We start from the raw sequence: 12,001 nt of genomic DNA, 5'->3' as shown, positions 1-12,001 counted from the left end.
AAGGCAGGCGATGCATTCACCCTGTGAAACACTACCTAGCGCAGGTGCGGTCAAATCACTCTGTCGAGGAGACGAACCATGAAGAAGCGCATGATTGCGGCCATTGCACTGGCCTCGCTGGCCATTGCCACGGCGGCCTGCAACACCGTTAAGGGGCTGGGCCAGGACATAGAATCCGTTGGCGAGGCAGGTGATAAGGCCATCAACCGCTAAACGTCTCCGCGTGCCATTGACCCGACCAGGTTTGCACTTGGTCGATCAATGCTGCCTTTGACCCGAAGACCTGATAGGGCGGAATGAACGCTTTTCTTTCAGGATCTTGGTTATGCACCGCGCTGTCCTCCCCGCCCTCGGCATGGCCCTATCGATGGCCTTGGCCGCCCCTGCGCAGGCGGAAGACATTATCGTCACCGGCAAGTCGCTCAAGCAAACCGAAGCCGATCTCAAGGCCTGTCTTGAGCGCAAGTGCCCACCGGACGAAGACATCAAGGCCACGCTGGCCCATGCCGAGAACCTGTTCGTTTCGGGCGACTACAAGAACAGCCGCGCCACGCTGAAGGATTCGCTCGGCCGTAATCGCAAACATGGCGAGGCCTTCCCCGTTCCGGTTTCCGACCTGCTGCGCGCCAATGGCCGGATTTCCGAACAGATGGGCGAAGCAAAGGACTTCCAGCTTTCTGTCCTCGACATGCGCGATACCCTCAAGAAGGGCTTTGGCGAAAATGACTTCCGCACGCTCGTCGCCCAGATCGAGGTGGGAGACAGCCGTGCGAAGCTTGGTTTTTCCAAGGACGCCGAACGGATTTACAAGGACGTAGAGGAACGCGCCCTGGCCGCAGGCCAGCCCCGGGTGGCAAGCTTTTCACGGTTGCGCCAAGCGCTCTATTGGCGGGGGCAATATGATCAGACCCCCAACGCCTACAACCTGAAGAACGTGCAAGACCGGTTGGACGAACTGATCCAGCGCCCCCTGCCCGAAAGCAGCGATTTCGCGCTTGCCGCCGAAGTCATCAAGGCCAAGGTCGATCGCAAGGCCGGCGATGCCGGCAGCACCGATGCCCTTATCAAGCGCTTTGCCGAACGCGGCGGGGCAAGCCGGCCGATCCTGCTTTATGCCGAACCGATCCCCCGGATCGATCTGGACAAGGACCTGCCTGAAGGTCAGCCCGGCCTCAACACGCTGAACCGGCTAACCGCGCTTCAGGGGCGTAACCAGTGGGCCGACGTCGGCTTTTGGATCGACGCCAATGGCCACGTGACCGATATCGAAGCCCTGCGGACCTTCGGTGACAAATCTTGGCTAAAGCCCGTGCTCGCCAATATTGCCAAGCGGATCTACGCACCGCTCAAGAAGGACGGCGGCACCGCGCCGGGCTTTTATATGATCGAACGCTATACACTTACCGCGCGGTTTGAGGAAATTACGACCGGCACCCGCCTGCGCCAGCGCGAGGCAACGCCGCGGATCGAGCGGATCGACCTGACGCCAGAGAACTACGAAGCCCCTTCCAGCAAGGAAGCAGGCTAAGCCCTTACAGCCGGATGCGGTTTTGCGCCGGGTTCATCGCCCGGGCCCGGCGCTCACGCACGATCAGCCAGGTGAACAGGCCAAGCGGGCCGGCCATGAAGGTCGCGAACAGGAACGGCAACTGCGCCGCCCGGCTGAATTCCTTGTTATCGGCATCACGGGCGATCCACAGACCGGTGAACAGGTCAAAGGCCAGATAGTGGGTCCAGCCGATCACCAGTCCGCCGTCTGACATGAATAGCTTGCGCAGGCCCGCGATCGAATAGTCGGACGCAACATAGGGTGCACTGCCCGGCACCTGTCCGGGATCGACGCTGCCGCTCAGCAGCAGCACGAACATCACCGTATAACACAGACACAGCAGCGCCACGCCAAGGTAGAGCACTGCCGTGGTCGCCAGCGGCTTGCGCGGCAGGAAAGCCAGAATGAGCCAGGCGATGAGCACCACCGCATTGGTGAATGAGAACATCGCCTGCCACATCGCCGCTTACTCTCCCTGATCGCCCTTCCAGGCCAGTACGGGCTTGCGCGCCGCCAGTGTTTCATCAAGCCGGCGACGCGGGGCGAAGTGCGGCGCGGTCTTCAGCGCCGGATCGCCCTGCTTGGCCCGCATCGCCACCGAACGCAGCGCGCCGATGAACTGGTCAAGCGCGGCCTTGCTTTCGGTCTCGGTCGGTTCGACCAGCATCGCACCATGAACCACCAGCGGGAAATAGACCGTCATCGGGTGGAACCCTTCGTCGATCAGGCCCTTGGCGACATCCAGGGTGGAGAAGCCCTCGGCAAAGCCGTGGTCGGTGAACAGCGCTTCGTGCATGCACGGACCGGAATGGCCGAAGGGCGCATCCAGCGCGCCTTCGAGGCTGCGCAGCACGTAGTTGGCGTTGAGCACCGCATCCTCGGCCACCTGCTTCAGGCCATCGGCCCCGTGGCTGAGGATATAGGCCAGCGCGCGGGTGAACATGCCCATCTGGCCGTGGAAGGCGACCATGCGGCCAAAGCTGTCTGGCTGGTCGGTGGCCGCCGTCTCTTCCTCAACCAGGCGGAGCGAACCATCGGCGTCGCGCTTGACATAGGGTAGCGGCGCGAAGGGTGAGAGCGCAGCCGACAGCACAACCGGTCCCGAACCCGGCCCGCCCCCGCCGTGCGGCGTGGAGAACGTCTTGTGCAGGTTGATGTGCATGGCATCGACGCCAAGATCGCCCGGGCGCACCTTGCCAACAATCGCGTTGAAGTTCGCACCATCGCAATAGACATAGCCGCCGGCAGCATGGACCGCGTCCGAGATCTTCTTGAGATCGGGCTCAAACAGACCGCAGGTGTTGGGGTTGGTAATCATCACCCCGGCTACGTCCGGCCCCAAACGGGCCTTCAGCGCCGCGAGATCAACCCGCCCGGCTTCCGTCGCCGGGATATTCTCCACGCTGAAGCCGGCAAAGGCAGCGGTGGCCGGATTGGTGCCGTGCGCGCTCTCGGGCACCAGAATGACCTTGCGGTCTTCCCCGCGCGCTTCGAGTGCGGCCTTGATCGCCAGGATCCCGCACAGTTCGCCATGCGCGCCAGCCTTGGGCGACATCGCAACGCTGTCCATCCCGGTCAGCGTCACCAGCCAATCGGCCAGTTCGTGGATCACGGCCAGCGCCCCCTGCACGGTTTCGCGCGGCTGGAGCGGGTGAACGTCCTTGAAGCCCTTCATCCGCGCCACAGCTTCGTTGAGGCGCGGATTGTGCTTCATCGTGCACGAACCGAGCGGGAAGAAGCCCAGATCGATGCCATAGTTCTGGCGGCTGAGGCGGGTGTAGTGCCGCACCGTTTCCGGCTCTGACAGGCCCGGCAGGCCAATCGCATCGGACCGGGTCAGGCCGCCAAGCCGCGACGGCGCGGCAGGAGCCGGATCGATATCGACCCCGGTGGTGCTGGTATCGCCGATCTCGAAGATCAGTCGCTCTTCCAGCATCAGCGCACGGTTGCCGGTAAAGGTTTCGTCGCGGGCGATGTGGCCTTCACCCATTTCAGGGCGCCAGCCGGCGGTGTTCGGGGCGTTCATGCCAGCACCTCCTTCAGCGCTGCTTCAAAGGCAGCAATGTCCTCATCCGAAGCGACTTCGGTAACGGCAACGACCAGGCCGTTCTCCAGCGCCGCCTCTTCCGGATAGAGCCGGCCAAGCGAAACGCCGCCCAGCACGCCCTTGGCGGCAAGGTCATGGACCACGCCGCGGGCGGGCTTGGGCAGGGTCAGGGTGAATTCGTTGAAGAAGCTGTCGTTGACCAGGCTGACGCCGGGGATTGCCGCCAGCCTATCTGCCACCTGAACTGCACGGGCATGGTTCAGCGTCGCCAGGTCGCGCAGGCCGCGCTCACCGAGCAAGGTCATGTGAATGCTGAAGGCCAGCGCACAAAGTCCTGAATTGGTGCAAATATTACTCGTCGCCTTCTCACGCCGGATGTGCTGCTCTCGGGTCGAGAGCGTCAGCACGTAACCACGCTTGCCGGCAGCATCGACTGTCTCACCGCAGAGGCGGCCGGGCATCTGGCGGACATATTTGTCGCGAGTGGCGAACAGGCCAACATAGGGCCCGCCAAACTGCAGGCCGACGCCCAGCGACTGCCCCTCGCCCACCACGATATCGGCGCCCATTTCGCCGGGTGACTTGATCGCCCCCAGCGCAACCGGCTCGGTCACCACCGCGATCAGCAGCGCGCCGGCAGCCTGACAGGCCGCTGCCAGCGGCGAGAGGTCTTCGATCCGGCCGAGCACGTCGGGGTATTGGACCACCACGCAGCTGGTTTCACCGTCAATCGCAGCGATCAGGCGGTCCAGATCGGTTCCACCAAGGCTCGGCGTAGCCGTATCCAGCGCGTCACCGGTAAAGCGGGCCATGGTCTTGGCGACGCTGACATAGTGCGGATGCAAGCCGCTGCTCAGCACCGCCTTCTTGCGGCGGGTAACGCGGCCGGCCATGCCGATCGCTTCCCAGCATGCAGTCGAGCCATCGTACATCGAGGCATTGGCCACATCGCAGCCAAACAGGCGGGCGACCTGGGTCTGGAACTCAAACAGCACCTGCAACGTGCCCTGCGCGATTTCGGGCTGGTAGGGTGTGTAAGCGGTGAGAAACTCGCCGCGCTGGATCAGGTGATCGACGCTGGCCGGCACGTGGTGCTTATAGGCCCCTGCCCCCAGGAAGAACGGATGATCGGAAGCCGCCTTGTTCTTGCGGGCCAGGTTCGAAAAGTGGCGTTCGACCGCCATTTCGCTCTGGCGCAAGGGCAGTCCGGGAACTGGCCCGGGCAAGCGCGCTTCGGCGGGAACATCGACGAACAGGTCATCGATCGTTCCCGCGCCGATCACGCCCAGCATCTCGCTGCGATCATCAGGGGTCAGGGGCAGGTAACGCATGGGCTCAGAGCTCCGCGACGTAGGCGTCGTAGGCGGCCTTATCCATCAGGCCATCGAGTTCAGCGGTGTCGCTCAGGTCGATCCGGAACAGCCAACCGCCCGTTTCGGGATCGGTGTTGACCGTTTCCGGGGCATCGCCCAGCGCATCGTTGGCGGCAGTGATCGTGCCGGAGACGGGCGAGTAGACGTCCGACGCGGCCTTGACGCTGTCAACCACGCAAGGGGCATCGCCCTTCTTCACCGCGGTGCCGGCGGCGGGTAGATCGACATAGGTGATGTCGCCCAGCTGGCTCTGCGCATAGTCGGTGATGCCAACGGTACCGCTGGTGCCGTCAACGTCGATCCATTCGTGGTCCTGGGTGAAATAGCGGGTCATGGCGGTCAGGCTCCTCGGAAGTAACGATGGGGTACGAAGGGTGTGGGGACGATCTCGGCGGCGAGGCGCTTGCCCCGAACCTCGATCTCAAGCTTGGTGCCCGGCGCGGCGTGGGCGGTGGTGACATAGGCCATGGCAATCGGCTGCTCGCGGCTGGGCGAGAACCCGCCAGAGGTGACCACGCCAATCTGGTCAGCGCCAAAGTGGACGGTTGCCCCCTCGCGCGCGGCCTGGCGGCCTTCCAGCACCAGCCCGACCCACTTGCGCGCCGTGCCATCGGCAATCTCGCGCAGGATGCGGTCAGCGCCCGGAAAGCCGCCTTCGGCGCGCCGGCGCTTGTTGATCCCGAACAGCAGGCCGGCTTCGACCGGGCTGGTCTCGGGCGAAAGGTCATGGCCATAAAGCGGCAGGCCGGCTTCCAGCCGCAGCGAATCCCGCGCACCGAGCCCAATCGGCTTCACTTCCGGCTGGGCGCAGATCAGGTCAGCCACGCGCTCCGCAGCCTCGGCAGGGATCGAGATTTCGAACCCGTCCTCGCCAGTATAGCCCGAACGGCTGATCCAGGCATCGACACCGTCGATCTTGAAGGCAGCGCCCTTCATAAAGGTTAGCGACGACAGCGGCTGATCGCCAGCGACGATCCGTTCCAGCGCCGCAGCAGCCTGTGGCCCCTGCAAGGCCAGCAGGGCGCTGTCGTCGAGGTGGTTGATCGTCACCTCGTCGGGCAGATGCTCGCGCAGGTGGCCGATATCGTCCCACTTGGTCGCGCCGTTGACGACGAGGTAGAAGCCGTTGCTCCACCGCGTGACCATCAGGTCATCCAGCACGCCGCCGTTCTCATCAAGCAGCAGCGAATAGCGCGGGCCATTGGGCTTCAGCGTGGCCAGATCGATCGGCAGCACGGCTTCAAGCGCTGGCTCCACGCCCTCACCCGAAATGTAGAGCTGCCCCATGTGGCTGACATCGAACAGCCCGGCGCTGGTCCGCGTCCAGAGATGTTCGGCAATGATTCCTTCGTACTGAACCGGCATCCAGTAACCCGCGAATTCGACCATCCGGCCGCCACGCCCGCGGTGCCAGGCATCAAGCGGCAGGGTGAGCACTTCGGGCTCGCCCACTTCTTCATCATTGATTGAATGGACGTCGCCCACAGCAGAACCCCGCACAGAAATGCACCAAAACCGGTGCCCCCTCTGTCACGGAAACCTGAGAGCTTTCCCCAGCCATAAACCGGGTTACCCCTTCGGCGGCCCCAACGGGTGGGACACTTTCCAGAGTATCGCTATCGACCCACGCGGTCCCTTGTGCCTGAGAGATTCCGGGGCGGTTGCTCCTTCGGCGCCCGGCGACACGTCAACAGACGAATCGCCGGAACTCTCCCGCGCGATCAGCGATGACTTGGGCGATGGCGGTCGGCGGCGAGCGAGTCAATCCCGCGCCTGCGGTCCTTCCCCCGCCAGGTACTCAGCCTGCCTTGCGTGCTGCCCGGAGGATCGCTTCATGCTCAAAAACAAAGCGTCCGGCGGCCTTTTCCTTGGTCAGCCCAATAATGGCCTTCGCGATCGTTTCTGCCTTGATGGAGCGATACTTGGTGTACTGACCATTCAGGAACAGGTCGGCCACCGGGCTCAGCGCGCGGCCAATCAGTTCGGCAGGACGAAATTCCTCGCGCGGGCCGCGCAGCAGGCCCGGACGCAGCACGTCCAGCCGCTGGACGCCAACCCGGCCCAGCCCCTGCTCGGTCTCGCCCTTGACCTTGAGGTAGAAGTTCTTGGCCATGGCATCGGCCCCAACCGAAGAGATCGAGATGATCTGCCGCATCCCCGCCTCTTTGGCGGCTTTGGCGCAAGCCAGGACCAGGTGCTGGTCGATGGCGCGGAATTCGGTCTCGTTCTTGCCCGCCTTTTTCCAGGTCGTGCCGAGCGCACAGGCCAGGACATCCGCATTGGACGCAGCAATGGCATCACCCCAGTTTTCAGGCGGAGCAACAAGCACTTCCATCCGCGCGCCCGGCGGCAAAGGAATTTCCCGCCGGGTAATGGCAACCAGGCGTATATCCGTGCGCCCAACAGCCAGACGGATCAGGCTTTGCCCGACCAGGCCCGAAGCGCCGACCACAGCGATGCGGGTAACTTTAGACATTGCGAAGTCCTTCAGGGGTTCGGCCATAGATCGCAGCGTGGGCGGCAATCGCAAAGCGATCGGTCATCCCGGCGATGTAATCGGTGATGTAGCGGCTGCGCTGTGGCTCGCTTGCGGGCAGACGGCTGGCCCACCCTGCTTCCATCAACGCCGGATCCTGCGCATAGGCAGCAAAGAGCTCTGCCGTCACCGCTCGCGCCCGCTCGGCCGTCTGGAGCTGCTGCGGATGGTGATAGAGCCGGTCATACATGAAGCGCTTGAGCGTGCGTTCGTGCCCCGCCAATCCTTCAGAAAACGCGCAGGTGGCCTGGCTGGCAGCACGGACATCATCAGCGCTCGCCATGCCGGTTGCGCGGCTAGCGGTTTCAGCAATCACATCATTGACCATCCAGCCGATCTGGCTGCGAACCAGCTCGCGCAGCCGGCGGTCCAGCGGAGCGGCGGGGAACTTGCGCTCGATCGCACGCCACTGCTCAGCAACGAAATCAAGCGTCAGCAGCTCGTCCAGTTCAAGGAACCCGGCGCGCAAGCCATCGTCGATGTCATGGTTGTCATAGGCGATATCATCGGCAATCGCTGCAACCTGCGCCTCTAGCGAGGGCCAGGTCTTGAGATCGAGCGGATAGGCCGCGTCCAATTCCGCCAAAGCCCAATTGACCGTGCCAACCGGCCCATTGTGCTTGGCCAGTCCTTCAAGAACCTCCCAGGTGAGGTTCAGCCCATCATGCTCACAATAGGGGCTTTCGATCCGCATTAGCGTACGCAGGGCCTGAGCATTGTGATCAAACCCGCCATGCAGTTCCAGCGCAGCATTCAGCGCATCTTCGCCAGCATGACCAAAAGGCGGGTGACCGATATCGTGCGCCAAGCACAGAGCCTCGGTCAGGTCCTCGTCCAGCCCCAGTGCGCGGGCGATCACCCGGCCGATCTGAGCCACTTCCAGACTATGGGTCAGGCGGACGCGGTAATGGTCCCCATCGGGGGCCACGAAAACCTGGGTCTTGTGCCGCAGTCGCCGGAAGGCAATCGAATGGACAATCCGATCGCGATCACGCTGAAACGCACTACGCGGGCCGCGCGCCAGCGCGCCTTCCAGTGCGAATTCGCGCCCGCGCGATTGCGCAGCATCAGAGGCAAATGCAGCCTTCAAGTGCTTGCCTTTATCCAATTGGCCGCAGCCACTGCGAGGATCCCGGTGAATTCATCTTTCGGCAGGCTATTCGCCGCGCAGCGCCTGGTCCCATCGCCGATCTGACCGATCTTGCGCAAATGCAAATCTCCGTGGGAGCACCCGATTGACAACAGCCCCTTGAAGCCAGCGCCCTTACCGAAGGTGGTCCGACAGGTCCAGCGTAGGTCGGGTCAATGCTGTGGGCTGAGGAAGGCCCTGACCTCTGCCGCGCTGACCGCCGCTGCTTCCTCGTGCGGAAGATGGCCGATGCGCGGAAATATCTTGAGCCTGGAACCGGCAATGCCCGAATTGTACCAGTGCGCGCCGGCAACGGAGATCAGTTTGTCCTCCGCGCCCCACAGGATCAGCGTGGGCGTCCTGATCGCTGCCAAATCGTCAGCCGTGAACGCCTTGCGCGGGGCGGCGAAGCGTTCGGCCGTGGCGGCACGGTTACCCGGATAGCGCAGCAGTTCCCAATAGCGATCGACCACCGCATCGGTGACCACGGCCTGGTTCGAAACGCTTTGCCGGAAGCTGCGTTCAACCAGCCCGCGGGGCGTGATCGAACGCATCAGCAAGTTCACCCCGGGCGTTGCCGCCAGCGTGAAGCCGATATTGCCGCGGCCCTTGCGGCTGGCTGGCTGGGGCGCACCACCCGCGTCAACCAGGATCAGGGCATCAAGATGCTGCGGGTGAACCATCGCATACTTCGCGGCAATCGCCCCGCCCATCGAATTGCCGGCAAGAGCCAAACGCTCGATTCCCAACTTGGCGCGGACCTTCTCGGTCGTCGCGACCATATCCTCAAGCCTGTGCGTCCCCGCCGGATTGGGGCCGGTCAGGCCATGCCCTATCTGGTCAAAGCGGATTACCCGGAACTGGTTTGTGAGTGCCTTGCTCCAGGCATCCCAGGTGTGGAGATCGGCGTTGGAACCGTGGAGCAACATGAGCACCGGTGCACCGCGCGGACCTTCATCGCGCAGGTGAACCGTCAGTCCGCCGCCCAGATCGACAAACTGCGAAGGTGGTCCGCCATATTTGACCTTCATCGTCGCCGGATCACTATCAGGCGTGCGCAGCAGCAGAAACGCCCCGACCAGCACGACGACAATGCCCAGCAGCCACTTGCTCAAACGCTTCACGGCTTCATCTCCCTGATCCACCGCGTGACCGCCGCCTGACCATCAGGATCAATGGTCGAGCGGCCAACTTCCGGCATCGAAATCCCGCCTTCCAGGCTGCCCATGCGATAGAGCATGATCGACTGGTCCGGGTGGCCCGGCAGGACATCGAACTCCAGCCCGCCCGAGCCTCGGCCAGCGGCAACCGGCCGCTTCATCACCCCGAATTTGACCGGGTCCGCCTGCTCCCACCGCAGGTCGAGCCCCGAGTTGGACGCCGAGCCGACCGGATTGTGGCAATGGGCGCAATTGCTATCCAGCCAGCCGCGCGCCACCGGGGCCGCCGCCAGCTTGACGCGGTTCTCCCACAACGGCACACGCGCGGTCACTTTGGGCACGGCATAAAGCCTGCCCGCCTTGTGGAAACTTGCCAGCCAGGCGGCCGAGAGGTTGCGCGCCTTGGGGCCGATCGGCGTGACGGCATCCTTCTGCTGGTGGCATTCCTTGCACTGGTTCTTGTTGGGGATGGCGTAAGAGATCGCCTGCCCCTGGGGCGTGGTCAGCTCCAGCCGGGCTCCGGCCAGGGCCAGCCGGGCCTCGGTCTGTTCGCGGTTCCATTGATAGGGCAGCGCCACCCAGCCATCGGCGCGGTGCAGGAGCACGCGGGTTTCGATCAGGCGGCCATCCAGCTTGAAGGTCTTGATCAGCGCCGCGCCAACCGGAAGGTCAAGCAGGCCATCACCCTGCGCCTTGGCCGTTGTTCCCGCCGGCAGATAGATGAAGCGAAGCTTTTCCGCGCCGTCGGACCATAGCGGGGTCTGGAGGCGATAGGGCGTTACCCCCGGGGCCGGGCGCTGGGCAGCGGCATCGGCGAAGAAACGATAGTCGGCAAGGCTGGCCGGATAGCCAGCCCCCGTTACTGCTTCATCGTTAACCGCCCCGCCCTGCGGCGCGGCAATGGCCATCGCCGCGCCGGCCAGCAAGGCAGCGGCCAGGATCAGCCTCATCGCGCGATCCGGGCTTCCAGTGTGGCAGGAGCACCGACCTTGCCCGGAACAGGCAGGTTCGCGGCGGCTGCGAGTTCAAACGGTGCCGGCTTGGCCTCGGCAGGGCTTGCCCCCTGCTGCGGCAGGTTGAGCGACAGGCCCGGCAACTTCTGTCCGCCGATCAGGGCATCGCTGCCACCCAGGCCATCCCAGATTACTGGCGGCAGCGCACCGCCAAAAGCCGCCTTGAGCTGCTCACCGCCCGGCAGCTGTGGATCATTGCCCCCGCCAATGATCTGGTTCGGACCGACCACAATCCGGCGCGGATAGGGGTTATAGCGGCTGTCCTTGAAGGCATTGGGATAGGCTAGGACCATGACCTGACCAGTCGGGTTGTTGGCCAGCACATTGCCGCGCACCGCCACCAGTTCGTTGGCCATGATCATCACCCCGGTGCCGCGTGGCACCCCGGCAACGATGTTGCCCTTTGGCGCAAAATTGGGGGTATCGTTGTCGATCACCAGGTTGCCTTCAACCACGGTGTTGCCGCCACCCATGACCGGCAGGTTGGGCAGGTCGAACACCAGGATACCGCCCGTATTACGCGTTGCCAGGTTGCCGTGGACAATTGCGTTGCGGCTGTTTTCGATCTCGATCCCGGCCACATTGTATTCCGCCAGCGAATAGCGGACCGTGATGTCCTTGGATTGGCCGACATAGATCCCGGCGTCTGATGCGCCAGAGACTTTGCAGCCATCGATCAACACGCCCGTGCTTTCCACCGGATAGATGCCGTAGGCACCGTTGGTGGTCTTGGCTCCGCCAGTCCAGGTAACGCGGACGCGATAATAGACGATGTTGTCTGCGCCCTTTGACTTGATCCCATCGCCCTTGGTGTTTTCAACCGCGAAATCGCGCAGGGTCACCTCGTCTGACATAACCAGCAGCCCCTCGCCCGCGCCCTTCTGGCCGGTAAAGTCCAGCACGGTGGCTTCCATCCCCGCGCCGCGCACCGTTACGCCTTTAACATCAAGCGAAAGCCCGTCGGTCAGGACAAATCGCCCTGCGCCCAGTTCCACCACGTCGCCCGGTTCGGCCACGATCAGCGCCTCTTGCAGGCGAGCCTGGGCGTTTTCACCGGCGGGAACCGGGATCACCTTGGCATAGGCAGGGGCAGCCAGGGCAAGCGCCGTGGCCGCAGCGATAAGCGTTGTGGACATCCTCATGGGACTGGAGTGTTGAACTGACAGCGGTGTAAGTCAATCCACGCCGCCGCGC

General features: G+C 63.7%; 12 protein-coding genes and 2 riboswitches. Of the genes, 2 read left to right on the top strand and 10 right to left on the bottom strand.

Annotated elements, in window-relative coordinates:
• The first annotated feature begins 78 nt into the window (after positions 1-78).
• Both RQP55_RS00955 and RQP55_RS00950 read left to right on the top strand, forming a co-directional pair.
• The gene (locus RQP55_RS00955) at positions 79-213 is read left to right on the top strand and encodes an entericidin A/B family lipoprotein (RefSeq protein WP_315608303.1); all 135 of its coding nucleotides are present in this window, start codon (positions 79-81) and stop codon (positions 211-213) included.
• Positions 214-355: 142 nt separating this feature from the next.
• Entirely contained in the window at positions 356-1,528 is a 1,173-nt protein-coding gene (locus RQP55_RS00950) for a hypothetical protein (RefSeq protein WP_315608302.1), read from the top strand.
• A 4-nt stretch (positions 1,529-1,532) separates the two neighbouring features.
• Here the strand turns inward: RQP55_RS00950 and RQP55_RS00945 are convergent, their stop codons facing one another.
• From RQP55_RS00945 to RQP55_RS00900, 10 genes are all read right to left on the bottom strand, one after another.
• On the bottom strand, positions 1,533-2,009 hold the full coding sequence (locus RQP55_RS00945) for an ABA4-like family protein (RefSeq protein WP_315608301.1): 477 nt from the start codon (positions 2,007-2,009) through the stop codon (positions 1,533-1,535).
• A 6-nt stretch (positions 2,010-2,015) separates the two neighbouring features.
• Positions 2,016-3,575 (bottom strand): aminomethyl-transferring glycine dehydrogenase subunit GcvPB, encoded by a 1,560-nt coding sequence (gene gcvPB / locus RQP55_RS00940; RefSeq protein WP_315608300.1) that lies wholly within the window; start codon positions 3,573-3,575, stop codon positions 2,016-2,018.
• Positions 3,572-4,927, bottom strand: coding sequence for an aminomethyl-transferring glycine dehydrogenase subunit GcvPA (gene gcvPA / locus RQP55_RS00935; protein WP_315608299.1), 1,356 nt, complete (start codon positions 4,925-4,927; stop codon positions 3,572-3,574). The genes gcvPB and gcvPA overlap by 4 nt, the downstream gene beginning before the upstream one ends.
• A gap of 4 nt (positions 4,928-4,931) precedes the next feature.
• Positions 4,932-5,303: a glycine cleavage system protein GcvH gene (gcvH, locus tag RQP55_RS00930; RefSeq protein ID WP_315608298.1), complete on the bottom strand. Its 372-nt coding sequence runs from the start codon at positions 5,301-5,303 to the stop codon at positions 4,932-4,934.
• Positions 5,304-5,308: 5 nt separating this feature from the next.
• Positions 5,309-6,454: a glycine cleavage system aminomethyltransferase GcvT gene (gene gcvT / locus RQP55_RS00925; RefSeq protein WP_315608297.1), complete on the bottom strand. Its 1,146-nt coding sequence runs from the start codon at positions 6,452-6,454 to the stop codon at positions 5,309-5,311.
• Between the two features lie 32 nt (positions 6,455-6,486).
• Positions 6,487-6,588, bottom strand: a riboswitch (glycine riboswitch).
• Positions 6,589-6,695, bottom strand: a riboswitch (glycine riboswitch).
• A gap of 72 nt (positions 6,696-6,767) precedes the next feature.
• Positions 6,768-7,445, bottom strand: a complete 678-nt coding sequence (locus RQP55_RS00920) for an NAD(P)H-binding protein (RefSeq protein ID WP_315608296.1) — start codon at positions 7,443-7,445, stop codon at positions 6,768-6,770.
• A complete protein-coding gene (locus tag RQP55_RS00915) occupies positions 7,438-8,595 on the bottom strand; it encodes a deoxyguanosinetriphosphate triphosphohydrolase (protein WP_315608295.1) in 1,158 nt (385 codons plus the stop codon). Before RQP55_RS00915 ends, RQP55_RS00920 begins: the two co-directional genes overlap by 8 nt.
• A gap of 212 nt (positions 8,596-8,807) precedes the next feature.
• Positions 8,808-9,758, bottom strand: coding sequence for an alpha/beta hydrolase (locus RQP55_RS00910; protein ID WP_315608294.1), 951 nt, complete (start codon positions 9,756-9,758; stop codon positions 8,808-8,810).
• Positions 9,755-10,744 carry an SO2930 family diheme c-type cytochrome gene (locus RQP55_RS00905; protein ID WP_315608293.1) on the bottom strand — a complete coding sequence of 330 codons (990 nt, stop codon included), beginning with the start codon at positions 10,742-10,744 and terminating at the stop codon, positions 9,755-9,757. Before RQP55_RS00905 ends, RQP55_RS00910 begins: the two co-directional genes overlap by 4 nt.
• Positions 10,741-11,943 (bottom strand): parallel beta-helix domain-containing protein, encoded by a 1,203-nt coding sequence (locus tag RQP55_RS00900; RefSeq protein WP_315608292.1) that lies wholly within the window; start codon positions 11,941-11,943, stop codon positions 10,741-10,743. The genes RQP55_RS00905 and RQP55_RS00900 overlap by 4 nt, the downstream gene beginning before the upstream one ends.
• Positions 11,944-12,001: the final 58 nt, after the last annotated feature.

The organism is Novosphingobium sp. APW14 (assembly GCF_032337075.1).
Taxonomy (GTDB): domain Bacteria; phylum Pseudomonadota; class Alphaproteobacteria; order Sphingomonadales; family Sphingomonadaceae; genus Novosphingobium.
The sequence above is the reverse complement of the archived record's forward strand: the minus strand, read 5'-3'. Positions and strand labels throughout refer to the sequence as shown.